Source organism: Alicyclobacillus shizuokensis NBRC 103103 (assembly GCF_001552255.1).
Lineage (GTDB): Bacteria > Bacillota > Bacilli > Alicyclobacillales > Alicyclobacillaceae > Alicyclobacillus_G > Alicyclobacillus_G shizuokensis.
The window spans coordinates 38,208-62,098 of sequence record NZ_BCQV01000022.1 but is presented as its reverse complement, the minus strand read 5'-3'; the positions used below and the strand labels follow the sequence as shown (position 1 = coordinate 62,098).

General features: G+C 63.0%; 22 protein-coding genes. 5 read left to right on the top strand and 17 right to left on the bottom strand.

Annotated features, from left to right (window positions below):
- The first annotated feature begins 130 nt into the window (after nucleotides 1-130).
- Both ASH01S_RS09905 and ASH01S_RS09900 read left to right on the top strand, forming a co-directional pair.
- Nucleotides 131-1,216 (top strand): isocitrate/isopropylmalate family dehydrogenase, encoded by a 1,086-nt coding sequence (locus tag ASH01S_RS09905; protein WP_067927230.1) that lies wholly within the window; start codon nucleotides 131-133, stop codon nucleotides 1,214-1,216.
- Between the two features lie 85 nt (nucleotides 1,217-1,301).
- A complete protein-coding gene (locus tag ASH01S_RS09900) occupies nucleotides 1,302-2,708 on the top strand; it encodes a YutH/CotS family kinase-like spore coat protein (RefSeq protein WP_067927227.1) in 1,407 nt (468 codons plus the stop codon).
- Here ASH01S_RS09900 and queG read toward each other — a convergent pair.
- From queG to ASH01S_RS19245, 6 genes are all read right to left on the bottom strand, one after another.
- On the bottom strand, nucleotides 2,674-3,933 hold the full coding sequence (queG, locus tag ASH01S_RS09895) for a tRNA epoxyqueuosine(34) reductase QueG (RefSeq protein ID WP_067927224.1): 1,260 nt from the start codon (nucleotides 3,931-3,933) through the stop codon (nucleotides 2,674-2,676). The genes ASH01S_RS09900 and queG overlap by 35 nt on opposite strands.
- Nucleotides 3,930-4,382 carry a ribonuclease HI gene (gene rnhA, locus ASH01S_RS09890; RefSeq protein ID WP_067927269.1) on the bottom strand — a complete coding sequence of 151 codons (453 nt, stop codon included), beginning with the start codon at nucleotides 4,380-4,382 and terminating at the stop codon, nucleotides 3,930-3,932. The genes queG and rnhA overlap by 4 nt, the downstream gene beginning before the upstream one ends.
- A 50-nt stretch (nucleotides 4,383-4,432) precedes the next feature.
- Complete coding sequence (locus tag ASH01S_RS09885) at nucleotides 4,433-4,621, bottom strand: hypothetical protein (protein ID WP_067927221.1); 189 nt, start codon at nucleotides 4,619-4,621, stop codon at nucleotides 4,433-4,435.
- Entirely contained in the window at nucleotides 4,614-5,735 is a 1,122-nt protein-coding gene (locus ASH01S_RS09880) for a GerAB/ArcD/ProY family transporter (RefSeq protein WP_067927218.1), read from the bottom strand. The genes ASH01S_RS09885 and ASH01S_RS09880 overlap by 8 nt, the downstream gene beginning before the upstream one ends.
- Entirely contained in the window at nucleotides 5,735-7,609 is a 1,875-nt protein-coding gene (locus tag ASH01S_RS09875; RefSeq protein ID WP_067927215.1) for a spore germination protein, read from the bottom strand. Before ASH01S_RS09875 ends, ASH01S_RS09880 begins: the two co-directional genes overlap by 1 nt.
- Before the next feature lie 110 nt (nucleotides 7,610-7,719).
- On the bottom strand, nucleotides 7,720-8,328 hold the full coding sequence (locus ASH01S_RS19245; protein ID WP_067927212.1) for a DUF2140 family protein: 609 nt from the start codon (nucleotides 8,326-8,328) through the stop codon (nucleotides 7,720-7,722).
- Nucleotides 8,329-8,448: 120 nt separating this feature from the next.
- Here ASH01S_RS19245 and ASH01S_RS09865 point away from each other — a divergent pair, with 120 nt between their 5' ends.
- Entirely contained in the window at nucleotides 8,449-8,751 is a 303-nt protein-coding gene (locus ASH01S_RS09865) for a DUF2614 family zinc ribbon-containing protein (RefSeq protein WP_067927208.1), read from the top strand.
- On the opposite strand, the gene nth is transcribed toward ASH01S_RS09865, so the two are convergent.
- From nth to ASH01S_RS09845, 4 genes are read right to left on the bottom strand one after another with little or no spacing between them, the layout of a single operon-like run.
- Nucleotides 8,739-9,404, bottom strand: coding sequence for an endonuclease III (gene nth / locus ASH01S_RS09860; protein ID WP_067927205.1), 666 nt, complete (start codon nucleotides 9,402-9,404; stop codon nucleotides 8,739-8,741). The two genes, ASH01S_RS09865 and nth, sit on opposite strands and share 13 nt — an antisense overlap.
- A complete protein-coding gene (locus ASH01S_RS09855; RefSeq protein WP_067927265.1) occupies nucleotides 9,404-10,861 on the bottom strand; it encodes a bifunctional metallophosphatase/5'-nucleotidase in 1,458 nt (485 codons plus the stop codon). The genes nth and ASH01S_RS09855 overlap by 1 nt, the downstream gene beginning before the upstream one ends.
- Nucleotides 10,862-10,894: 33 nt before the next feature.
- Entirely contained in the window at nucleotides 10,895-11,467 is a 573-nt protein-coding gene (locus ASH01S_RS09850; RefSeq protein WP_067927203.1) for an HD domain-containing protein, read from the bottom strand.
- Nucleotides 11,464-12,105, bottom strand: coding sequence for a YktB family protein (locus tag ASH01S_RS09845; protein ID WP_067927200.1), 642 nt, complete (start codon nucleotides 12,103-12,105; stop codon nucleotides 11,464-11,466). The genes ASH01S_RS09850 and ASH01S_RS09845 overlap by 4 nt, the downstream gene beginning before the upstream one ends.
- Before the next feature lie 335 nt (nucleotides 12,106-12,440).
- On the opposite strand from ASH01S_RS09845, the gene ASH01S_RS09840 reads away from it, so the two are divergent.
- A complete protein-coding gene (locus tag ASH01S_RS09840) occupies nucleotides 12,441-15,917 on the top strand; it encodes an efflux RND transporter permease subunit (RefSeq protein ID WP_067927197.1) in 3,477 nt (1,158 codons plus the stop codon).
- Here ASH01S_RS09840 and ASH01S_RS09835 read toward each other — a convergent pair.
- Nucleotides 15,908-17,383, bottom strand: coding sequence for a ribonuclease H-like domain-containing protein (locus tag ASH01S_RS09835; RefSeq protein ID WP_157067082.1), 1,476 nt, complete (start codon nucleotides 17,381-17,383; stop codon nucleotides 15,908-15,910). The genes ASH01S_RS09840 and ASH01S_RS09835 overlap by 10 nt on opposite strands.
- The gene (locus ASH01S_RS09830) at nucleotides 17,376-19,661 is read right to left on the bottom strand and encodes a DEAD/DEAH box helicase (RefSeq protein ID WP_067927192.1); all 2,286 of its coding nucleotides are present in this window, start codon (nucleotides 19,659-19,661) and stop codon (nucleotides 17,376-17,378) included. The genes ASH01S_RS09835 and ASH01S_RS09830 overlap by 8 nt, the downstream gene beginning before the upstream one ends.
- A gap of 225 nt (nucleotides 19,662-19,886) precedes the next feature.
- Between ASH01S_RS09830 and ASH01S_RS09825 the strand changes: the two genes are divergently transcribed.
- A complete protein-coding gene (locus ASH01S_RS09825) occupies nucleotides 19,887-20,468 on the top strand; it encodes a transcriptional regulator (protein WP_067927188.1) in 582 nt (193 codons plus the stop codon).
- A 3-nt stretch (nucleotides 20,469-20,471) separates the two neighbouring features.
- Here ASH01S_RS09825 and ASH01S_RS09820 read toward each other — a convergent pair whose 3' ends face one another.
- The 5 genes from ASH01S_RS09820 to ASH01S_RS09800 form a co-directional block, all read right to left on the bottom strand.
- Nucleotides 20,472-20,975 carry a DUF402 domain-containing protein gene (locus ASH01S_RS09820; RefSeq protein ID WP_157067081.1) on the bottom strand — a complete coding sequence of 168 codons (504 nt, stop codon included), beginning with the start codon at nucleotides 20,973-20,975 and terminating at the stop codon, nucleotides 20,472-20,474.
- On the bottom strand, nucleotides 20,972-22,222 hold the full coding sequence (gene ytvI / locus ASH01S_RS09815) for a sporulation integral membrane protein YtvI (RefSeq protein ID WP_083517010.1): 1,251 nt from the start codon (nucleotides 22,220-22,222) through the stop codon (nucleotides 20,972-20,974). The genes ASH01S_RS09820 and ytvI overlap by 4 nt, the downstream gene beginning before the upstream one ends.
- 35 nt (nucleotides 22,223-22,257) lie before the next feature.
- Nucleotides 22,258-22,449 (bottom strand): DUF5325 family protein, encoded by a 192-nt coding sequence (locus ASH01S_RS09810; protein ID WP_067927182.1) that lies wholly within the window; start codon nucleotides 22,447-22,449, stop codon nucleotides 22,258-22,260.
- 192 nt (nucleotides 22,450-22,641) lie between these two features.
- Nucleotides 22,642-23,076, bottom strand: coding sequence for a hypothetical protein (locus tag ASH01S_RS09805; RefSeq protein WP_067927178.1), 435 nt, complete (start codon nucleotides 23,074-23,076; stop codon nucleotides 22,642-22,644).
- A gap of 125 nt (nucleotides 23,077-23,201) precedes the next feature.
- Nucleotides 23,202-23,888 carry a FadR/GntR family transcriptional regulator gene (locus tag ASH01S_RS09800; RefSeq protein ID WP_067927176.1) on the bottom strand — a complete coding sequence of 229 codons (687 nt, stop codon included), beginning with the start codon at nucleotides 23,886-23,888 and terminating at the stop codon, nucleotides 23,202-23,204.
- Nucleotides 23,889-23,891 lie beyond the last annotated feature (3 nt).

The window sequence follows — 23,891 nt, the reverse complement described above, 5'->3', positions numbered from 1 at the left end:
TGTCGGACAAATCACGATGCCCAATGGTTGCATCGAAGGGCTTGATACCTTTGGAATGGGCGAGAATGGCTATGCTATACTAGCGGACGGTCCTGTTTCTGCGATGCGTACAATCAAGAGGTGATAACAGATGCAAGACTTGACCATCGTCGTCATGCAGGGCGACCAGACCGGTCAGGAACTGCTCGACGAGGCGCTGCGCGTGCTCTCTCCAGACGTGCTGGGCATCCCGATAGCGTTCGAGACCTATGACCTGAGCCTCGAAAACCGGCGCAAGACGAGCAATCAGGTGGTCCACGAAGCGGCACAGGCCATGCTGCGCCACCGCTTCGGACTGAAGGCCGCCACAATCACGCCGGAGGCCAAGGGCGATGTGGGCAGCCCCAACGCCATCCTGCGCAAGGAGATCAACGGCACGGTGATTGTCCGGACGGGCAGGCGCATTCCCGGCATCGCGCCCCCGGTGGGCGTTTTTTCTCCCATCTCGGTCGTCCGCATGGCGGTCGATGACGCATACGGCGCCAAGGAGTGGCGGGAGAGCGAGGGGGAGGACGAAATCGCCTTCCGGACCGAGCGCATCTCCCGCAACGTCTGCCGCGGTGTCGCCGAGTACGCCTTCCAACACGCGCGCCGCCTGGGAGCCACCGTTTTTGGCGGGCCCAAGTTCACGGTCAGCCCAATCTATGAAGGGATGTTCAAAGAGGAACTGGACAAAGCGGCAGCCAAGTACACCGACGTCCGGTACGATCCGCAGTTGATTGACGCCACCTACGCGTTGCTTTTGGTCAAAGCGGGAGAGCCGCTGGTCATCCCGGCGCTCAACCGGGACGGCGACTGCCTCTCCGATCTGGTGCTGCAGATGTTCGGCTCCATCGCCGGTGCGGAATCGATTCTCCTGGCCCTGGATGACAACTGGCAGCCACAGGTGATCATGGCGGAAGCCCCTCACGGCACCGCGCCCAGCCTGTTCCGTAAGAACGTGGCCAACCCGATGGCGATGATTCTCGCGGGCGCCTCGCTGTTGGCGCACCACGACGACAAAGGGGCGCAAATGGCGTCGCGCGCGGTCTATGAGGCGACGCTCGAAGCCATCATGATGGGCGTGCGGACGGCCGACCTGGGCGGCGGCACCAGCACCACCGAATTCACCGATGAGGTGATTCGCCGCGTCAAAGCCAAGCTCGAGGTGTGGAGCACGCTCGGGGACAGCCACTAATCGGGGACGAATGCCCGCTCATCTGCCCAGCCATCGCATACAGTAGGGTATCGACGCCCAAAAGCGGTGGATGGAGTGATGGCCGATGATGAGACGCAGGCAAAACATGCCCCCCTGGGCCAAGGCGTTGCTGCAACAGCTGCTCAAGCCCCCTTATTTTCTGGAGCAGATAGCTGCCGCCGGCAAGGGACAAGGCCACTCCCCCCCGCACACACACGACACCCCACACAGCGGCGCTCCTGAAGAAAAGGCCGCCGGCGAACCGCCCGGCGGCTCGCCGCTTGGGGACGCCCGGCGTCGCGCCCCGGCTCACCGAGCCCGCACCCCATGGCACTCCGCATCGCCATCAGTCACAGGACAGGCCCCGGCCTCCCGCAACCCAACCCACACCAGGTCGCCCGAGGCTCCGTCAGCCGAGACAGGGGCAGAGAGCGTCGTCACCGCCACCCTTTCCGATGCCGCCCTCGGCAAGCCCTCCTGGCAGGCGATTCTGCGCCAGCAGGGCATTCCCGCCAGCTTGGTCAAGGCCTACGGATGGCGCGTCCAACGGATGGAAGCGGTGGGGAGCGTGGCCCGCGTCGTCACCGAGTCCCGCACATACGCGGTCAAACGCACGCACCTCTCACCTGAGCAGATCCGTTTCATCCACGAACTGGCCAACCACGTGCGCATCCACGGCTTCCCGTCGGTGCCGCGCTTCGCCTTGACGAAAAAGCCGCGACGCCCGTATTACAGCCACGGCGGCAGGCAGTATTACGCGACCCGCTGGGTGGTGGGCAATCCGAGCAATTTCGGTCGCATCGAGCAAGTCGCCGCCGTGGCCCGCGCCCTCGCCCGCTTTCACGAGTCCTCCCGCGGGTTTGAACCCGCTTCCGGCATCCCTGTGCGTAATGAATTTGCCCTGGAGGAGATGTACAGGCGCCGCGTGGGGGACTTGCGGGTCCTGCTGGTGGAAGCGGAAAACAGAAGCGGGCAAGATAGGTTTGCCAAGCGGCTGTGCGACCTGGCACCGGCGCTGCGCGCGGACGGGGAAAAGGCGCTCAACCTGCTGACCGCCCCCGAGGTGCGCGCCCACCTGTTCCGGGAAGAGGAGGACCCATGCGTCTGTCACCTCGACGCCGTTCCGGACAACTTCCTGTACACACCGGAGCACGAGGCCTATGTGATTGACCTCGACCTTGCCGCCTACGCGCCGCGCGCCCTCGACATCGCCCATCTGCTGCGCCGGAGCCTGGAGCGGCAACAGTGGGCCGGAGAGGTGGCGTACCGCTGTTTCGTCGAATTCGACCGCGTACGGACACTGGAAAAGGCGGAGTACACGCTGATTCAGGCGCTGTTGACTTTTCCCTATCGCGCCTGGCGCCTGGCGCACTCCCACTTTCGCCTGGGGGCGCGGGCGCAGGAGACCGCGGAACTGGAGGACTACGCCAATCAAGAGAGCCTGCGGCAACCATTTCTCACGTCGTTGGCCGAGCAGATCCAGCAGCTTTGACACCGGCGCCCGCATCCCCCGGCTGGCCGCCCGTGGGGCCATCAGGCTGCCGCGTGAACGCGCTCGGCATGGCGGTCGCCTCGGTGGCGCCGGCTGCGGCTTCCACCACCGCCCACCGCATCTCCTCGCGGACCTCGGGCATCGTCTCCTGCGCGTAGGCCATCGCCACAGCCTGCCGCGCCTCTTCGCCGCCGATGCGCTGGAGCGCCCAGGCAGCGCTGGCCCGCAGTTCCCACCGATTGTGGCGCAGAAACGGCACGATGTGACGGATGGCCGCCGGATTCCGGCAGTTGCCCAGCGCAATCAGGGCGTTGCGCTGCCACGTCCTCACCCCTCGCCAGGCAGCGGCCGTGTGGCCATAGCGGCGCAAAAAGGCGCGGTTGCTCCAACTGAGGATCTCCACTAGGTCCGGGAACTCCAACTCCCCTTGGGGCAAATACGCAGTCTGCGGGGAGGGCTCCACGCCTTTGTTCTCCGGACAGGACCACTGGCACGTATCGCACCCCCACACCCGCCTGCCCATGGCCGCCCGGTAAGGCTTGGGGATGACGCCTTTCATCTGGGTGATGTACGACAGGCAGCGGGTGGCGTCCATCACGCCGGGGGCCAGCAGCGCCCCGGTCGGGCAGGCATCCAGGCACAGGCGGCAAGTCCCGCAACGGCTCGGTTGTTGCGCTGCAGCCGCCTCCACCTCGATGTCGACAGCCAGTGTGCCCAAGAATACAAACGATCCGTATGGATCGCTGTAGAACATGCAGTTTTTCCCCATCCAGCCAATCCCCGCTCGTTCGGCGACGCGCCGGTCCACCAAGGGCGAGGTATCGATGGCGATGCGGTGGCCGATGGGATGCCCGACCTCTTGTTCCATCAGTTGCACCAAGGTCTCCAAACGCTCCCGCAGCACCCGGTGGTAGTCTTCCCCATACGCGTAGACGCTGACCTGGCCGGTCAGTCGGCGCCCTGGGTGACGACGGGCCGCCTCCCGCCCCGGCTGGGTCAGATACGCCATCGCGGCCGCAATCAGCGATTTGGCCTCGGGATACCAGCGCCGTGGGTCGACTCGCTGCTCGATGTCGGCGCACTCAAACCCCGTCAACCCTCGCTGTGCATACGCCTGCAAGTGGGGAATAAGATCCGGGAACGCATCCGCGGTGGTGGCGCCGACCGCGTCCAGCCCCGCCCGTCGGCCCAATTCCCGAAGGCGCGCCAAGCTCAAATCGGTCATCGCGGAATGGCCGCCCGCGCCAGCTGGTCGCAACGCTCGTTCAGGACGACCCCGGCATGGCCTTTCACCTTCCCAAACTGCACCTGGTGCGTCTCCAAAAGGCCCAACAGCCGCTCCCACAGATCGCGGTTTTGCACCGGCTCCCCCTTGCTGTTGCGCCAGCCATTGCGCCGCCAATTGACGTACCAGCGCTGGCGAATACAGTTGACCACATAGGCGGAATCGCTGTACAGCATGACCTGACACGGATAATGCAGGCGCTCCAACGCTTCGCAGACGGCCGTCAGCTCCATGCGCTGGTTGGTGGTCAACCGCTCGCCGCCGGAGATCTCTTTGCGTTGATCCTGATGGACGAGGACGGCCGCCCAGCCGCCCGGTCCGGGATTGCCGCTGCAGGCGCCGTCAGTATAGATGGTCACCGGCACAAGGGCAGAGGGTACGCTTTTCATGTACGGATCGACCTCCGGCTCCATTATAACAGGAGCGCCAGACTGGCAGCTCAGGTCATCATGCGCCACAGCACAACACCGGATACCGAGAGGGAGACGACGGCGAGGACGTAGGCGGAGACGCTGCCGATGGTGGAACCCTTGCTGCTCACCCAACGTCCGAAGCGGTAGGTGTAAAAGCCGATGCAGAGCGGAATCGACATGGTCAGAACAAACTCGAGAATGCTGATGCTAGGCACGTCCGAATCTCTCCTTGCCGCCACCACGGCGCCGCAGGGAGCCAAGGGTGACCATCAGGACCGGCAGGCCAAAAACCACCGCGGCCCCCCAGGCAATCAGATAGGTCTCGACCAGGTTCACAGCTTGGCCGACATCGGCCGGAAGGAGGCTGAGCGCAAAGCACAACAGCGCCAGGGCGGGAATCGCCGGCCGGGTGGTCGGCCAGTGCAGCCCGCGCGCAAACAGGTAGGCGGCCGCCCACAGGCTCATGCCCATGCGTACAATGGCCACGGTCACCCAGAGGAAGATGAAGATGCTCTCCATTCGCTGCACAAAGCGTCCGAGATAGATAATCCGCGCCAGTTGGAACAGTGGGAACGCGGACAGCTGCGTCTCAATCGCCGGGAACACCATGTTATACGTGGCGATAAACCCGGCCATGAGGAACGCCGGGACGACGATGCTCCAAATCCCCACCCAGCGCAGCGAACGCGCATTGTGGGCGTGCGGATACACGATGCACAGCAGCAGGACATTCATGAACACCGCTGCGTCGCTAGCGGCGGCGAAGAGGATGTGGTTGACGCCGGCGCCAAAGATGGGCAACAACATCAGCGGATGCCACCACTTGGCCGTAAGCAGGCACAGCCCGATGGCCCCGACCAACAGAATGGGCATCAGAAGGTGGGCAATGCGGCAGATGCCCTCCAGGCCATGGTAGGCGATGTAGCCAATGGTGATGGTGTACATGCTGCCCACCACAAGGATGGGCGTGTTGGGTAGGACGGTGGTCGTCACGTGCTCGCTGAACTGGCGCATCACCCCGGCCGTTTCCAGCAGAAAGTAGAGGCCAATGATGACCGCCAGGACGCTGCCGGCCACGGACCCGAGGGTGTCGACGGTGACCTCCACGATGTCCATGCCGTAAAAGTGCTTGCGCAGCATGCTGTCGACGTACAGGAAGATCGCCAAAGCGATGATGGCAGCCAACAGCGGCACCATCCAGGCGGCCTCCAGGGCCATCGCGGTGGCGTGCTGCGGAAAGCTCAGGAACGTGTCCGTGGAGACGAACAAAGTCATCATCGCAATCAGCTCTCTGGTTCCAATGCGCGCCTTCATGTCCGAATTGGCCATCACTTGTTCCTCCTTCGGAACAGATTGCGGCGGGCAGCTTTGCGTGTGTAAGGGCTCCACGGCCGCGTTATCGGCTCCTGCCGCTGCTGCATCTGTGTGCGCAGGTAGGACGGCCGCTGGTCCATGCTGTAGGTTTGTCCCCGCACCCACACATCGCGTGAGCTGGGAGTCACCGGCGTGATGGGCGAAAGCAACGGCACCCCGAACGACTTCATCACCGCCAGACGCACCATCAGCATGCACATCAGCAGGGCAATCGCATAGAAACCGAAAAACGCCGCGCAGATCAGAAACACAAAGCGCAGGATGCGCACCGCGTAGGACAGCCCGTAGTCCGGTATGGCAAAGGAACAAAGAGCGGTGACGGCAACCACAATCACCAGCAGCGGGCTCACCAATCCGGCCTCGACCGCCGCCTGTCCGATGATCAGCGCCCCGACGATGCCGATGGTGGGACCAACGGCGTTCGGAATCCGAATGCCGGCCTCGCGAATCAGCTCAATCGCGAACTCCATCATGATCACCTCCATGATCACGGCAAACGGAACCCGTTCGCGGCTGGCCGCGATGGCCAGCATGAGGTCGGTCGGGATCATCTCGGAGTGGTAATTGGTGATGGCGACGTAGCAGGCGGGAAGCAGGAACGCGGCCAACAAAGCGACCCAGCGAATGATGCGGCCGAAGGTGCCAAAAGGAAAGCGCAAAAAAGCGTCCTCTGGACTCTGCACCATGGTCCACAGCACAACGGGAACGGCCAGCGCATACGGGCTCTGCCCAACCAAGATCGCCACATGCCCTTCGCTCAGCATGTGCGCGATTCGGTCCGGGCGCTCCGTCGCCAGAACCTGCGGGATGAGGCTGCCAGGGTTATCCTCAATAAATTGTTCCAGCAGCCCGCTGTCGGGCAGATAGTCGACATCGATGGCCTGAATCCGGCGCTTGACCTCGGCCACTAGCGACTTGTTGGTCAGACCTTCGATATACATGACGGCCACGTCGGTTTTCCCCACCCGGCCAACCGACAGAATTTCCGTCACCAGGCGCTCGCTGCGCAAAAACGCGCGCACCAAACCCGTGTTGGCGCGAAAGCTTTCTGTGAACGCGTTGTGGGGCCCACGCACCACCTGTTCGGTTCTGGGCAGGTTGACCGAGCGGTGCTCCCAGCCTTTGCTTTCGACCACCACCGCCTGTCTGCAGCCGTCGACAAAGACCACGGTCGATCCGGCCACAACCCCGCTCACGACGCCCTGCCATGTCTCGACCAGCTGAATCTGGTTGCCGGGCAGGAGCGCCTGCGTAATCGGCTCCATGCGACGGGAGGTGTCGTCCTCCGCCACTTCCGAAAGGAACATCAACGGCTGCAAGATGTGAGTGTTGATGACCATCTTGTCGGCCATGCCGTCGATGAACACCGCCAAGGCCGGCCAACGCCCACGGCCGACGACAAACTCGCGGACAATCACGTCCTTGTTGGCCGGTAGATGAAAGAGGGCGGACAGCTCCCGCTTCACCTCTGCGAGCTCGGCAGGCAACCGATCGTCCTGCCCAGGCGGTTGGCGCGTTGTGTCTTCCTCCCGTTGCGCCTGTTGCACGTAGTCCTCTATCGCCACGGGACGCACGGGCCGCGGGCCGCGCGCGTCTTGCTGTCCTCTGCGCACAGGAGAGCCTTCCTCCGACTCGCCGCCTCTGTCTTGGTCTTGCTCCCCTGCTCGTTGCGCCTTTGCGTCTGCTGCGTCAGCAGATGGCTCGGTGGTCGGATTCTCTTTGGAAGGGTCGTTCGAGTCCTCCACGACCTCGTCGGTCAACACGAATTGCTCAGCCAGAAGGGAATCATCAACGCGAAACAAAGCCTGTATCCATGCTGGGATCTGCACGCTACCAAGCCCCTCACGCTGGTCGAAAATGACAGGTCGCAGGACTAGGTTGCGAAGTGAGGGCAGGAAATATGCGGGTCGCCCGCCAAAGAGGTGGATTGGCGGGCCGTTCAAGATTTGCCTGCAAGCAAGGTCTTGGGAACAATCGTCACTTTCAGGGTCAGAAGACGGGTCTTCGGCGCATAGCGGAGCACCCGCAGCCCATACGGTTGCTGGGGCCGTTGGCTGAAGTTGAGGTTCAGAGCCCGCTCCTCCCCGTTGACAGAAATCCATGCCGGCCACGGCAGGTGGCGGAGGATGACAATCAGGGCGGACGGAGGCAGAAACACCTGGCCGAGGTCGGCGCTGTCTATTCGCAGCTCCAGGTTCCCGTTGTGAATCACCGGTGTGAACACCACGTTGAACGGAACCACCCGATCCGCCAGTTTGGCGCCAAGCTGCACCTTCCATGTGGTTTCGCCGAAGCGCACGCGGGCATACGAGAGGGTATTCTTCAAGTCGGGCTGCTCGCTGAGGGCGTAATCCAGGTACGCGTTGACAGCGTCCTGCCCGATGCTCAACTGGATGGTAGCCGGCTTTCCGGCCTGTCGGCCGCTGGTCACCGGGCTCGGTGTCGATGCGGCCTTGGGCAGCGTGCCCCACCAAACGGTAACGGCGACCACGACCAGCAAGTCCAAGGCCAGCAAGACGATGAACGCCCGCTTCCAAAACCCACGCATGCCGCCGCCTCCTCTCGCTGCCCAGTCGCCTGGACACGCACCATGTATTCGGATACTATGAATTTACGGTTGAACATGAATTTTTCCTCGCATTCCAAACCTACCGGTGGGTGAGACTCGATGAACGTCAACAGGTGGCGCAACCTGGCCTTGGTCTTCCTGTTTGCTGGGTTCTTCGTGATGTACCTGGGTGTGTACAGCAAACGCCTGCTCCCCTACCTGACCATCGCAGGCGGGATTGGCGTCCTCGCCGGCATCCTGCTGTATTTTCGGTTTGGACCGGTCAATCCGAGCATTCGCACCATCCAGTGTCCGCGCTGCGGACGCGATACCCGGCCGACCGGCCAGTACGATGCGTGTGCCCATTGCGGGCTGCCGCTGCAGAGGACACCCGCCGGCACCTATGAACCCTATGTCAAGTGAGCCTTCTCTTCTTTTTGCCGCTGTTTGACATATTGACACTCAGCCTGAACCGGACACACAGCACACTCGGGCCTGCGGGCGTGGCAGACCTGGCGTCCGTGATGAATCAACCAGTGGTGGGCGGATGACCACAAACGCTTGGGCACCAGCTCGCACACCTGCTGCTCTATCTGCAGCGGATTGTCACTCTCCGCCAGGCCAATCCGATTGGCGACGCGCGCTACATGCGTGTCCACAGCCAGAGCCGGAACCCCAAACGCCACTGAGAGGACCACGTTGGCCGTCTTGCGCCCCACACCTGGCAGCCGTGTCAACTCTTCGCGCGAGGCCGGAACCTCGCCCCCGTACTCCTGGATAAGCATGCGGCAGGTCGCCACGATGTGCTCTGCCTTGGACCGATACAATCCCAACTCTTTGATGTCTTCTTGCAGTATTTCCGGAGACACGGCCGCGTAGTCCTCGGCTGTGCGATATTTCACGAACAGACTCTTTGTCACTTTGTTGACGCGGGCATCAGTGGATTGGGCAGAGAGCATCGTCGCTATCAACAGTTCCAACGCGTTTTTGTGGTTGAGTGCGCAGCGGGCGTCGGGATACACTGCGGCCAACTTTTCCAACACCCGCTCCGCCGTCTGTTTCGAAATCCGTGTCATCATGTAACGCTCCTGACCATAGGTTGACTGCCGGGCGGCTGCACGCGGTAGCGGCGGCGTCTCGCCGCCGCAATACAGCCCGCATCGCCCAACGACTTTTGCAAAAGCTCGCGCACCAACGGCGGCATCACCTGCACATCCCGCCCCCGCTGCATCTCTTCGAACACCGGCGCCAACCAGAGATATTCACAGGTGATGATGCGGTAAGCGCGCTCAGGATCAAGCTCCTGCCCGCCAATGCGCACCGAGCGCACGCGCGTCCCGGCCGGCGAGGCGCACAGTTCCACCTCTGCCCCCGCCACCGCCAGCCAGCCCACCACCGCGCCGCGAAAGCCAAAGCCTAGGCCCGGCCGCAAGTGGTATTCGGATTGCACAGCCTTTTCCAGAACGCGCCGGATCTCCGCGCCCGTCAAGGTCATCAGCAGCGGTCGCGTCGGGGTGGAGCAGGCGGCGAGCGTGTGCCGACGGGTGACCGGCCCCGCGAGCAAACTCGCCGTCAGCGCGCCCGCCATCATCATCCCCATGTCGCAGGGATATGCCTGGAACAGGCTGTCCACCAGCAGATTGGCAAACTCCGACTCCTCGTCATACGCCACCGGCAGCGGCTGTGCCAACTCGGCAATGACCTCTCCGAGCTCCTGTTCGACGGCCGGCAACCACCCCCGGTAGGCAGACAGCATCGATTGATCGAGCGGGCCGTGGATGTCTATCGGAATGGCCTCGCAGCGGACCTCCTTCACTCGCTCGGCATCCTCGTCCCACACAATCTGGGTGTGACCGAAGGCCAACGCATGCTTGCCGACCTGAAAGATGTGCGTCTCCCCCACCCGCTCCGGCTGCTGCATGAAGTGGTGGGTGTGTCCGCCCAGGATGACATCGATGCCCGGGACCTCCGCGGCCAATTGTCGATCCGCATACAATCCGAGGTGGGACAACGCCACGACAATCTGGCAGCCCGCGGCCCGCAGCTGCCCGACCTGCTCCGCGGCCGCCGCAAACGGGTCCACAGGGGTGGCGCCGAGCAACTCATAGGGCTTCGGATAGTCAGGGGTCAGCCCGAACACTCCCACCCGCAATCTGCCGGCGTGGAACACGGCCCGTTCGCGCACAAAGGGAAACCGGCCGCCGCCGCTCCGTTCCAGGTTGGCGACGAGAATCATCGTCTCGCTTTGCTCCGACAGGCGAGGCCAAACCTCGGCCGGCAACGTCAGGCCCTCGTTGTTGCCGAACACCCACGCTTCGCAACCCAGGGCGGCCAACAAAGCGGCGTTGATCTCGCCGAGCGTCCCTTCGCTCTCGGGGCGCATCCGGTCCACCAGATCGCCGATGTCGAACGTGAACGCCGGCTCCCCGCGCCGCCGCACCGCTTCACGGCGGCCGCGCAGCAGAGCGCCCAGGCGCATGTAATTTTCCAATCTGCTGTGAACATCGTTGACATGAAACAGGTGAATCCGCACCATGGCACCTCGGTTTTCGCCCCGCGCCTATACTTATGCGCTCTCTTGTCCGTTCAGTCCCAACCGCGCCGCCACCCGAGTGAGTGCGCCGATGACCATCTCAATGTGCTCCTCAAGCGCCACCCCCAGCTCCTCGGCGCCGCGATACACGTCATCGCGGTTGACCCCGCGGGCAAACGCCTTGTCCTTCAGTTTCTTCTTCACGCTCTTGACGCTGACATCACGCAGGTCTCGGGTCGGCTTGACCATCGCCACCGCCATGACAAAGCCGGACAGTTCGTCGCAAGCGTACAACGTCTTGGCCAGCAGTGTATCCCGCGCCACCCCGTTGCGGTCGTTGTGCGCGAGGATGGCGTGGACAATCTCTTCGGGCCAATCCTGCTCCCGCAAAATTCTCGCCCCGACCACCGTGTGTTGGCTGAGGTCGGGATAACGCTCATAGTCAAAGTCGTGCAGCAGTCCGGTCATCTCATACGTATCGGGGTCTTCACCAAATCGCTCCGCGTATGCGCGCATCGACGCCGCAACCGCGTACGCATGCCGGCGCAGCGATTCTCCCTGCGTGTACTCGTGAAGCAGCGCAAGCGCGTCGCCAATCGTTTTCAAGCCGTAACGACCTCCTCCATCGCCAGTTGATAGAACGGGGTCAGGCGTTGGAACGTTTCCTTCACCCGCTGTTCAAATCCGCTCGCCCCCAGCTGGACAGCTTCCTCCCGGGGCACGCGAATGCCCACCAGCAGCTCACCCTGGCGTGTCTCGCCCAGTCGCTGAATCAGCTCGACCAACCGCTCCCTGTTGACTGCGGCTGCCGGCAATGCCACAGGACTGGTATGATCAGGAATCCACACGTAATCCTCCGGTACCCAAGCCCGCACTTCATCCAGTCGCTCCAATAGCCGCCTGGCATACTGGGGACGCTGGGCGGATTCAGAAATCAACCCGAACACGGCGAACGCGTGCGTGCGCCAGGCACCCACCTGAAAGTGCGGATGCTTCTTGTACCCGCGCCGCTCATGACAGAACGCCACCCAGCTGTCATCGGGTGGGTTCACCGTCCGCCGGGCGTGCTTGGCCACGTGCGCCCATATCGGCCGCTGCAGGTGGGCGCTCAAGTATTCCGACAGGTCTGCCCCCAACTGTTCCAGCTTGGGCCGCAAGTGCGCTTTCAGTTCGGCCATTCTCGGCTCCAGCCCCGGCACAGCAAACACCTCGAAGTCTGCCTCCGTAAATCCGCTGAACTGCACACCCATTCCTCCCTACGCGCGCCGCACCGGCCGACCACAGGCTGGCCGCCTGCCCGGCATGGACTGTCATCATCTGCGCCATCGGCGGCCGCCCCGCCAAGCGGCCACGCCCCACCGCCATGGCGCGGCGAGGACGGCCCAGCGGCAGCCGGGACCGGCTCTCCTTACAACAGTAGACGAGAGGAGGATTGTCCGCAAGTCTAACAGCGATGACCCATCCTCCCCCATCTGTTTCTTAATGAAAATGTTTTATCACTAAAGTGCCTTGCGGTGCGTGTCCATGTGCGCTTAGAATTGAGGAAGAGACAGAACCATACTCGACAAGGAGTGCCAGCATGCGCTTTCTCACCCGTTTTTCCCTGCAAAACCCAATCGTCATCGCCATTCTGGTCGTCCTCGTAACGATTGGAGGCGTACTGTCAGGCCGTCAGCTCCAGGAAGAGTTGATGCCCGACATCTCTCTGCCCGTCGTGTCAGTGGTCACCTCCTATCCGGGCGCGGCTCCGGAGCAGGTGGCCAGCGACGTCACCGAACCCCTGGAAAAGGCGCTCAAAGGCCTGCCCGGAGTTCAGAACGTCCTGTCTACTTCGGTGGCCAATGTGTCGGAGATTCAGGTGCAGCTCGACATGGACGCCAACATACAGGACGCCGAGCAGAAGATTCAGGCGGCGCTGAACAAGGTCCAGTTGCCCGCCGGAGCGGACCAGCCGAGCGTGCAAGATTTCTCGTTTGACTCTTCGCCCGTCCTATACCTGACCGTGTCGGCGGGCCAGGACAGTGCGCGGCAACTGCGCGACGTGGTGAACAACACCATTGTACCCGCACTCACCGGCGTCAGCGGCGTGGCCAGCGTGAGCACAGCCGGCGCAGCCCCGGACCAAGTGGTGATGACGTTTGACCCGGATAAACTGAAGAAGTACAACCTCACCCTGGACCAGGTGCTGCAGGACCTGCAGGCGGACGACACGGCGATGCCGCTAGGAGCGGCGGTGATGGAAGGTAAGGAGCAGCCGGTCCAACTCACAAGCTCCGTGTCCACCCTCTCCGATCTCCGCAAGCTGCGCATCCCCGTACCCGCCAACCCGGCGGCGGGCCTGAACACGCTGAACAAGAGCATGCAGCAGTTGGGATCGGCCGTGGGACAAGTATCCGCCGGCCTCGGCCAGGTCGGCCAGGGGCTGGGCGTGGTTCAGGCTGAGACTGAACTCCTCAGCTCCCTGCAAAACGTCGAGGGCCAACTGTTTGGGGCGGAAATGGCGCTCAACCAGGAGCTCCAGAAACCGGCGGCGACCCGTGACAGCCAAAAAATTGCGCAGCTGCACGGCCAAATTTCCGGTCTGCAGAAGACGCAGGCCCAGCTTTCCGCTCAACTGCAAGCGCTGCAAAAGCAGGCGCACGCAAGCAATGGGCACACTGCCTCCGCCAGCGTTGCGGCGGCGCCACCCTCGGCGCCGGCCAGCCGCCAGGAGCAATCGAGCACGCAGAAGACAGTCGCCCTGGGAACCCTGGCCAAGATGGAACTGAAGCAGCCGGATACGGGATCCATCAACCGGACCAACGGCCGTACCAGCGTGTTCCTTGGCGTCAGCAAATCCGAGGACGCCAACACCGTTGCGATGGCAAAGGCGGTCTCCGCCGAATTGGCGCACTTGGCGCCCGAGCTCCCGCAAGGGGTGCGCGTGCACACCTTGTTCGACAGTTCACAAATGATCACCGCGTCGCTGAACGGAACCATCCGCGAGGCGGTGCTGGGCGCGATATTCGCGGTCGTGGTCATCCTCCTGTTCCTGCGCAGCCTGCGGACCACGGTCATCGCCGTCGTGTCGATCCCGTTGTCGATTCTGATTTCCCTGGTGCTGCTCAATCGCTTCCACGTTACCCTCAACATCATGACCCTAGGCGGCATGGCGGTCGCAACGGGGCGGGTGGTGGACGACAGCATCGTGGTCATCGAAAACATCTACCGCCAGTGGCGGCGTGGTGCCGAACGGGGGCGCGAGCTGGCGCTGTCCGCCAGCGCGGAGGTGGGACGGGCCATCACATCTTCGACTCTTACCACGGTCGCCGTGTTCCTGCCGCTAGGGCTGGTCAGCGGGCTGGTCGGCAAGATATTCTTCCCGTTCGCGCTGACGGTGGTCTGTTCCCTGTTATCGTCGCTGCTGGTAGCGCTGACGGTCGTCCCGCTATTATCGTGGCTCCTGGTCACGCGCCGAGAGCCGCGGCGGACCCGCGAGGATGGAGAGCCTAGACGGAATTGGCGGCGGCCATATGAACGAGCCCTGGGTTGGTGCCTAGACCACAAGGCCCTGGTGTTGTCCGGTACTGCGGTAGCCATAGTGGCATCGATTGCCGTGCTGCCGCTGGCCGGCAGCACATTCATTCCGCAGACGGAAGAGAAGTTTGTCACCATATCCATCAACATGCCCATCGGGACAGCGCGCGCGACCACCGACGTCAAGGCACGCCAGGTGGAAGCGGTGGCACGCCGCCTGCCTGCGGTGACGCAGATGAACACGCAGGTGGGCAGCGACAGCGGCCAACTGTCGATGAGCGGCAGTGTGGCCGGCAGCAACCAGGCCACCATCATGCTGAGATTGCGTCCGGATGCGGATGTGGACGCCGTCACCAGCAAGCTCCGCAGTCGGCTCAAGCCCATCGCCTCTCCGGCCAAGATTCAGGTGAACACCCTGAACATGGGAGGCTCGTCCGGATCGTTCTCCCTCGTCGTGAGTGGCGCCAAGGAGGAGAACATCCGCCGCGCAGCCGTGGACATCACCAAGGCACTGGCTGACGTTCCGGGTCTTGCGGACGTCACCAACAACCTGAGCCAGACGCAGCCACAAGTGGAGGTGCGCACAGACGCGCAGAAGGCGGCCAAGTACGGGCTCACCGCGTATCAGGTGGGAAGCTACGTAAAGGACTACATCGGCGGGAATCAGGTGGGCAACATCCAGTTGCAACAAAACACGTACGCGCTGGTGGCCAAGCTGAAATCCGATCATCCACTCGACCAACTGAACACCCTCAAACACCTGCCCATTCCGTCGACTACGGGCCAAAGCCTGGAACTGTCGGATGTGGCGACGGTGCGCATGGTGCAGACGCCGGTGTCCATTCAGCACCGTGACGGACAGGCGTACGCCAGTGTAACCGGCACCTTCACCACGCAAAACACCGGCCGTACGACCCAACTGGCGCTGGCGAAGGTGGACTCCCTGCATCTGCCGCGTGGCGTTCAGACCGAACTGTCGGGAGACAGCCAGCAGAAAGACCAAAGCTTTAACCAGCTCATCGAAGCCATCATTGTCAGCGTGGGGATTGTCTACTTGGTGATGCTCATCACATTCGGCGAATGGTCGGCCCCGTTTGCGATTTTGTTCTCGATGCCGGCAGCGCTGATTGGGGCGTTTTTCGGCACCGTTGTCACGCACCAGCCGGTCAGCGTATCCTCGCTCATCGGTATCCTCATGCTCATGGGCATCGTCGTCACCAACGCCATCGTGCTCGTGGACCGGGTGGAACAGCGACGGCGCGCCGGCCTCTCCATCCGCCAAGCGCTGTTGGAAGCCGGAGCGACGCGGCTGCGGCCGATTCTCATGACCGCTGTCGCCACCATTTGCGCCCTGCTGCCGCTGGCGCTCGGGTTCTCCGAGGGGGCGCTCATCTCACAGGGGCTGGCCGTGGTGGTCATCGGCGGCCTGGTCACGTCGACCTTGCTGACGCTGATTCTCGTACCGGTCATGTACGAATTGCTGCACCTGCGCCAGCATCGTCGTCAGCAGCAGACGGCCGCCAAAGGCGGTCAAGCCTGACCCAGCTTGTGGTTCAGCCGCCGCATGCGGTGCAGCAGTTGAGCGCGCACCCGATCCCGTTGGTGCTCCGGCACCGCACCGGCGACCGACAACTGGGCGTTTTGCCAGGCTCTCAGTTCGGCCTCGGTGCGGATGCCGCCCGCCTCGGTGCGGCCAACCGGCTCCTGGCTGTCCAGCCGCTGCAACGCCTGGCGCGTCCAGGCGGCCGCAGCGGCGAGATCCTTCTCGCGGTGCTCCGCCAGCTTCGCCAATTCCACCAGCGGCGCCACCGTCCACAGAAATCGTTCGGTCATCTCCCGCCACACGGCGCCCGCCTCCGGCCAACGCTGTTGACGCTTGAGCAGCAATCCGCGCAGCCAGCGCGCCTGCCAATCGCTGTCCGGACACTCCGCCGCGGCCACCAAGCAGCGCTCTGCCAGGTCGTACTCCCCCCACTCCCCATACCACCGCGCCAGAGCCGTGTACTCGCCGCCCGTCTCCACCGGACGGCGCCCGGCCAACACGTCGGACACCACCGCCGCCAAGCGCGCCAAGCTGGAAACATCCGCGGCGTTATGGTCACAGACCGGCACGAGCGGGAGCGGATCGGCGTCGGCGAGGAACTGAAAGTAGCGCCCCGGCGCCTCCTTGCCGGGCAGGTCCGCCGTGCGGTGAACGCCGAGAATCCCCTCCTCCACACTGGTCAGGTTGGTGCGGCCCAACCGCCTGCGCCACAGTCGTCGGCAAGGATGTACCAGGTCCAACTGGCGCAGCCTGCGCGGCATCGACAAGCGGTAGAGGGTAAACCGGCTTTCCAGCAGTGGCCAGTCAAAGCTGCGCCCGTTATAGGTGACGATGACCGCTCCCGGCTGAAAGTGCCGGCAGGCCAAGGTTTGCAGCAGCGCCGCTTCCTCCGTGTAATCGGCCAACAGGTACTGATGGACGACCCACTCGTCGCCTTCCACCTGACCCACCGCGTGCAAAAACGGAAAGGTCCCCGCTCCGCTGCCGAGACCGGTGGTTTCAGTATCGTAAAAGCGTAGCGCCGCCCACAGCTGCGGCGCGGACGGCTGTATACCGGGCAAAGCCGTCGACGACGCGACGGATTCAGCCTCGCCAGTGGCTTCGTCCGCCACGGCGAGTCGCAGCAACGTCTCCAGGTCACACTCCAGCAGGTCGAGGAACGGCCCCGTCCCGTACCAAGCTAGAACATCGTAGCGCAGTTCACGGTGCCACACGGGGCCAAACCCATCGTCCTCCAGGCGGAAACCAAGCCGTTCCAGGGAAGGACGGGATGATGCGAAAGCGTCGGGCCTGTCGCCTGCCTCATCCCCCCGCCATCCCACCTGGATTTCGTGCGGGCGCTGCCCTGCCTCCATCGCCTCGGCCGTCGGGGCACCGGCGGAAGCGGACGCGGACGCATCCGGGCCCTGGCGGCGGACGGAGTGCTCCAACGCGGCCAGGCGCTCAAGCAACGACCTACCCACGCGCGCTCACCCGGCTTTCCTCCACGCACGTGGCCAACAGCGTGCTGACCCAGCCTTTGGCGTCCCCGTCCTCTTCTCCCGGTCCGATGCAGGACGGGCATCCATCCGTGCAAGGGCAGCCAAGCACCATCTCCAACGCCGTCCGATAGACTTCCTCGGCGATGCGGTGGACGCGCTCGGCCAATCCGACGCCTCCCGGGTAGGCATCATACAGGTACACGGTCGGCAGACCGGTGTGCGGGTCTTTGATGTGGGCGGCGGCGTGCAAATCCGAGGGCATGCACATGCAGTGCAAGGATGCCGCCTGACGCAGCACGTGCGCCACTCCCTTCAGCGCGCTTTCCCACTGGCTGCGGCTGGCCAACAGATTCCTGTCTTGCCACGAGCACCAGTACCCGGTTGTGTGCAGTTCCGCCTCCGGCAGATAGATCTTGCCCCAACCCAGGTTTTCGTTCGTGTCAAACTTCATCTTCTTGAACAACGTCGGCACCGCGTTGACCATGACCTCTCCGAAATAGTGCTGGGCGGCGGACGCCTCCGCAACTGGCCGCGTCTCCATCTCGTCGAGCACCTGCAGGCGGACTGCCAGCTCAGCGTCGGTGTAGTAGTCAACCGACACGGCGCGGACATAGGCCTTCCCGTTCTCCAGGTCGAGCTTCTCCACCTGGTACACCTGCGACTGGTGCATGTAGATGGCTTCCTCGTGCAACATCGTCAACGCGCTGAACCTATCCATCTCGCCAATGACCACATGCCGCGCGGAGGTCGTATCGACAATGACCACGTTATCCTGAGCGGCGCTGCGCAGCGAAACGGAATGGCTCGGCAGTGAGTCGGCCATCCAATAATAGCGGCCGTCGCGCCCCTGGTGCACAACCCTGGCGGCCGCCAGGTAGTCGAGCAGCTCCTTCGTCGTCTCCACGCCGAACCGCTCATCCGGCTGAAACGGGAGTTCGAACGCTGCGCACTTCAGGTGATCCACCAAGACCAGCAGGTTGTCCGGATAAATCCGCGCCGCCTCGGGGGAACTGGAGAGAATCTGCTGCGGATGGGCGGCGACATACTGGTCCAAGGCGGAAGCGTTGGCGATGAACAGCGACAGGGAGAGTCCGCTGCGCCGCCCAGCGCGGCCAGCCTGCTGGCGGAGGGACGCGATGGTGCCCGGGTAGCCGACCGAGATGGCCGCTTCGAGCGATCCGATGTCCACCCCCAGCTCCAGTGCGTTGGTGCTGACCACGCCGCGGATGCGTCCTTCCCGCAATCCGCGCTCAATCTGCCGGCGCTCACTCGGCAGGTAGCCGCCACGATAGCCCATCACCAGACCGTCCTCCCCACCCCGTACGCCGCGCTTCCAATAAGTGGCCAGCAGCTCGACCTGGTTGCGGGACTTCACAAAGGCAATCGTTGAAATGCCCTCGTTGAGCAGCCGGGTGCCGATGCGCCGTGCCTCTCCCAGCGCGGACCTGCGCAGGCCGAGTTTAGGATTCACGAGCGGTGGATTGTAGATGACAAGATGCCGCTCCCCCTGCGGAGCGCCTGATTCCTCGACCAAGACCACCTCGTCGCCGATGAGCTTGGCTCCCAGCTCTTCTGGGTTGGCCAGGGTAGCCGAGCTGAGAATGAACTGTGGCTGACTGCCGTAAAACGCGCACACCCGCCGCAGGCGCCGGATTACGTTGGCCACGTGACTGCCAAACACGCCGCGGTACGTGTGCGCCTCGTCAATGACGATGTAGCGCAGATTTTCAAACAGCCGCAGCCACTTGGTATGGTGTGGCAGGATGGCGCTGTGCAGCATGTCCGGATTGGTGACGACGATATGCCCGGCCTCGCGGATCTTGGCGCGGGCGTGAATGGGTGTGTCCCCGTCGTACGTAAACGAGTGAACGGTCGTCGTCAGGCGACCAATGAGATCCGTCAGTTCGGCTACTTGGTCCTGGGCCAGCGCCTTGGTCGGAAAGATGTACAAGGCGCGGCTTTGCGGCTGCTTGCAGACGCTGTCGAGCACCGGCAGGTTGTAGCACAGGGTCTTGCCGCTGGCGGTCGGCGTCGTGACCATCACGTTACGGCCGCGCCGAATCTGCTCTACGGCCTCCGCCTGATGCAAGTAGAGGCTGCTCATGCCGCGCCCTATCAAGGCGCTCCGCACCTCTTCGTGCAACCACTCGGGCAGGGGCCGCGTGCGCGCCGGTCGCGCCGGCTCCACCTGCCAAGCCGCCACATTACGCATAAACGCCTCATTGCGTCGCCATTCGTCGAGCAACAGTGTGAGTTCCATCGGTTCGTCCTAACCTCTTTCGCGTTCCTTCACTCGTATCGACCTTCCTACTTATTTCGCGATGCAACGGCGAACTCCTGTTCGCACCTCTCTACGAATTTCAGTGCAACAGGTCACGATTGCTCGCCTCGCACATAGCATAATAGTGGGTTTTTACCTGACAGGGTATGAATCTCGTACACCTTGGAAATAAATGATAGCAGCCGGTAGAAGGAGGAAGATGTGATGGAAGGTGCAGAACGCTGGACGACACGGTCTGACGCATGGTTGCCCAGCGATGATGAACGGCTGTCTGAGATCGTCTTACGTCACATCCGCAGCGGCAGCACGCAGTTGAAGGCGTTCGAGGAAGCCGCGGCCGAACTGGGACGCACTCCGGCCGCCTGCGGATATCGCTGGAACGGCGTGCTGCGCAAGGAACGCCGCGAGGAAATTGAACAAGCCAAGAAGGAGCGCAAGTCTGTACAGAAGATGAACGCGACAAACCCATCCCTCAAAGACTCTGCCAGTGTCATCACGGTTACAACGTCAGAATCCATGCAGGACGTCATCAAGTTCCTCCAGACATTCGACGCTGGATACCAGAAACTGCGGGCCCAGCTGGAACAGGTCGAGGCGGAGCGCGACGAGCTGGCCGCCAAGGTCAGGGAACTGGAGGTACAACTGGCGCGCAATCCGGTCGGCGATCTCGGTCCCGTCACTGCAGAGCAGCTAGAGCAGGACTCGAAGACCCTGTTTGCCATCATGGAGCGAGCGCGCAAACTTCTGGACGTGGACCTGCGCACCAGCCAGCGGGACAACGCTTGACAGTCAATCGCCGCGGCCCTGGCCGCGGCGCTCCACCCACGCACGCCAGCGGCTGGCTATGGCGGGGGTAAACGGACCGCTCTGAGTGCGGGCCGCTGCCGTCAGCCAGTCCCGCGCCGCTTGCGCCGCCTCCACCCACGCGGCCGGATATCGACGGCTGCGGATACGGAACTCCTCCTCATCCACCACCCGCAACTCACCCTTCATCAGCAGCACGTCGATATCCAGATCACGAAAGTACACGCCCGCATCAGATTGATAGACTGGCGGCGTGATGATATTGCAATAATAGTCTGTCCCGTACGGGCGCAGCAGCAAGCACACCTGATAGAATGCCCCGGGCCAAAACATCAGCAGCACCGGGTCCTCGTCCGTCCAACGGCGGCCGTCCGCCTCCACGACCGGACTCCCTGGCGGCACGTAAAACACCCACGGGTCATCGGTGCACATGGCCTCCGGCCAGCACCGGTGTGGTCGACCGTCCCCATGTAGGCTGGTGATCTTCACCGCTTTCCACCCCGCCCGTTTTCGCGTTCCCCATGCTCTCGTTCATCAACTCGACTATCCGTCCGCTCGGCCTGTGCCGCGCGGATCGACACACTGGGTAAATCCGCCTCCCCGCTGGGTGTCCCACTCGCTGCAACCGTGCGCGCATCCGCCTCCTGCACCGCCTCAGGCGGGAGAAAGTCGACGAACAGCCGGATGCGCAACAAGGACTTGACCCCAATCAAGGCAATAGGTCCCACAAACAGCCCTAGCACGCCGAGCAGCTTCATGCCGACGTACAGCGCAAACAGAGTCGACAGCGTATCCAACCCCACGCTGTCCGCCAAAATTTTCGGTTCGACCAGGTGACGAATAAAAGAGATGACCACCTGAATCAACAGGACCTTGATGGCCAGAGGTACATCGCCCAGGAGCAGCGCCCCGGCCGCCCACGGCACGGTCATGATGGCGGAGCCGAGAATGGGAATCATCCCCGAGATCCCGAACAAGAGCCCGAGAATCAGGGCATAGGGGATGTTGAGCAGCCACATCCCAAGGACTCCCAGAACCGCCGAGAGAATCATCAAAATGACCTGAACACGAATCGTGCCGAGGAAGGCACGGACCACGTCGTTAACGACCACCTGCACCTTGCTCGACCAGCCGGGCGGCAGCACGCCCAAAAACCGCTGATACATCCGCTCTCGCCGCACGAGCATAAAAAAGGTGGCAATCAGGGAAATCACGACCAGGAACGTCCATTCCGGCAGCATCGTCAAGGAATTGAGAATAAAAGACGCGAGGTTGTTGAACCAACCTTCAACGCTCTGCAGGACATGGTTGATCGCGTCCTGCAATCCGGAACTGACCTGGGGAGGCAGTTGGCCGTACATGTCCATACCCGCGTCGAGGCGCTGTCTGGCCCATTTCTGTGCCTCCGCCAGGTACGCGGGCAACTGCGCTGTCAACGTTGTGGCCTCTCGTGCAATCGAGATGGCCAAGTAGGTGAAGATGACCAGGAACAAAACCACAATGCCGACCATCACGGTCAAAACCGCGATTGTCCGTCCCATGCCGATACGTTCGCACCAGCGTACCAACGGCAGGAGGACCATGGCCAGCACGCCGCCAATGACAAACGGAAAGATGTACGGCCAAGCGGCCGCAAACGCTGCACACAGGAGGACGACGAAGGCCAACAGAGAAACCACTTCAATGACACGCCACAAATACCTGTGCATTTCCGCTTGATTCGACGACAACCTCACGGCCCGACCACCTTTCCCGTCTCCGTAGGCGGGACTCACGAACGCTGTGCGTGGCGAAGGATGCGCTTGCGGGTCATAAATCCGAAACCGGTAAGAACAACCGCGACGACGAACAGGAGCACTGCCAGTCCGCCGTGCTCCTCGGCCAACATCACGCTGCCCAAGGCAAAACAGGCCATCGTACAAACAGCCAAACAGAAAAACGTCACTTTATGCCGTTGCGACACGGTGTCACCTTCCTGCGCAGTGCGTATCAATGACGATAATACCACATCTGCATAGACCGTGTCCGCAACCTGCGCACCAGGGAAACGGGCGGTAACACGAAAAACACCCCTTCGGCCTGCTCAAGGACACGAAGGGGCCAATCCGTCGTTGTCCCGCGGTTGTCCACATTGTCTACGGCGCCGACGCGACGCCTACGCCGGCATATGTTTGGGCAGATAGCGGTAAAGCTGCGCCCACGCCGCCTCCCTGCTGGAGGAGACAATCACCTGATGTGCTCCCAGACTGCGAAACATCCGCCGATGACTCGGGTGCTCGGTGACCACCAGCACCTCGGGCACCCCCGCCTGACACAGGGACTGCACCACCAGCGCGCTGCGCACGAAGTCCACATCGTCGTGCACGACAGCCACGTCCAACTGTTCCTGGACCGCCGCTTCACGCACAGCCGCCCGGTTGCCGTCGGTGGTCAACAACATGTCCCTCCCGTACCATTGCCGCAGTTGGCGATGGTACGTATCAAAACAGTCGAGTACGCGTACCCGCGCCCCCAGCTCTTGGGCCCTGCGCGCGTAATCCACGCCCGCCTCCGAGAACGCGACCAGCAACAGTTCATACTCTCCGCGCATAACCGCTCATCTCCCCAGATGAAGTGGGAGTCCGACCTTGATTGATAGCGCTTACATTCGTATTATACACCGATCCCGCCGGTTTGAAAACGGATCGCCCATCTTCTGCAACGACGGCCGCACGCTCATCCGGTGCGCGCATCCAATCGTTCCAGCATACGCTGGCCGTACTCGTACAAGATGTCTCGCGCCGCCCGCGCGTCACCCGCCACGACCGCGTCGTAGACCGCGCGGCATGTCTGCGGCCCGCTCTGCCAATCATCAGACAGCAAGCGCAGGGCGCTGCGCAGTGCCTCCTGCGTCACCCGCAGCGCGTTCTCCAACACCTGGTTGCCTGAACAGGCGGCGAGAGTCAGATAAAACGCCATATCCGCGGCCACCGCGTCCTCGCCGCGCGGATAAGCGCATTCCACCTGAAACATCGCCTGAGTCAACGGCCCCCAATCAACCTGCCCCGCCCGCTGAGCGGTCACGCTGGCTGCGCCCGCCAAGAGCGCGGTCATCGCCTGCACCAGCTGCCGAGTCTCGGCTTGTCCAAGCAACAGGGCGGCTTCCAGCGGCTCCATCCACATCTCCACCGCGGCCGTGCGCACATACGTGCCGTTGCCGTGGCGAAACTCGACCAGTCCCTGCCCGCGCAGCGCCCCCAGCGCCTCCCGCACTGTGGCCCGGCTGCACCCAAACTGCTCCGCCAGTGCCGCCAGCGGGGGCAACCTGTCGCCCGGGCGCAGCACACCCTCTTCAATCATGCCGCGGATCTGCTGGGCAATGCGATAGTAGAGCTTGTGCTCGTCAGCCTGGACGGGAGGCATGGT

What these genes read in the sequence shown, in the direction of transcription:
- ASH01S_RS09905 (WP_067927230.1), top strand. Translation starts at nt 131, where the DNA reads ATGCAAGACTTGACCATCGTCGTCATGCAGGGCGACCAGACCGGTCAG.
- ASH01S_RS09900 (WP_067927227.1), top strand. Translation starts at nt 1,302, where the DNA reads ATGATGAGACGCAGGCAAAACATGCCCCCCTGGGCCAAGGCGTTGCTG.
- queG (WP_067927224.1), bottom strand. Translation starts at nt 3,933, where the DNA reads ATGACCGATTTGAGCTTGGCGCGCCTTCGGGAATTGGGCCGACGGGCG.
- rnhA (WP_067927269.1), bottom strand. Translation starts at nt 4,382, where the DNA reads ATGAAAAGCGTACCCTCTGCCCTTGTGCCGGTGACCATCTATACTGAC.
- ASH01S_RS09880 (WP_067927218.1), bottom strand. Translation starts at nt 5,735, where the DNA reads ATGGCCAATTCGGACATGAAGGCGCGCATTGGAACCAGAGAGCTGATT.
- ASH01S_RS19245 (WP_067927212.1), bottom strand. Translation starts at nt 8,328, where the DNA reads ATGCGTGGGTTTTGGAAGCGGGCGTTCATCGTCTTGCTGGCCTTGGAC.
- ASH01S_RS09865 (WP_067927208.1), top strand. Translation starts at nt 8,449, where the DNA reads ATGAACGTCAACAGGTGGCGCAACCTGGCCTTGGTCTTCCTGTTTGCT.
- nth (WP_067927205.1), bottom strand. Translation starts at nt 9,404, where the DNA reads ATGACACGGATTTCGAAACAGACGGCGGAGCGGGTGTTGGAAAAGTTG.
- ASH01S_RS09840 (WP_067927197.1), top strand. Translation starts at nt 12,441, where the DNA reads ATGCGCTTTCTCACCCGTTTTTCCCTGCAAAACCCAATCGTCATCGCC.
- ASH01S_RS09830 (WP_067927192.1), bottom strand. Translation starts at nt 19,661, where the DNA reads ATGGAACTCACACTGTTGCTCGACGAATGGCGACGCAATGAGGCGTTT.
- ASH01S_RS09825 (WP_067927188.1), top strand. Translation starts at nt 19,887, where the DNA reads ATGGAAGGTGCAGAACGCTGGACGACACGGTCTGACGCATGGTTGCCC.
- ASH01S_RS09805 (WP_067927178.1), bottom strand. Translation starts at nt 23,076, where the DNA reads ATGCGCGGAGAGTATGAACTGTTGCTGGTCGCGTTCTCGGAGGCGGGC.
- ASH01S_RS09800 (WP_067927176.1), bottom strand. Translation starts at nt 23,888, where the DNA reads ATGCCTCCCGTCCAGGCTGACGAGCACAAGCTCTACTATCGCATTGCC.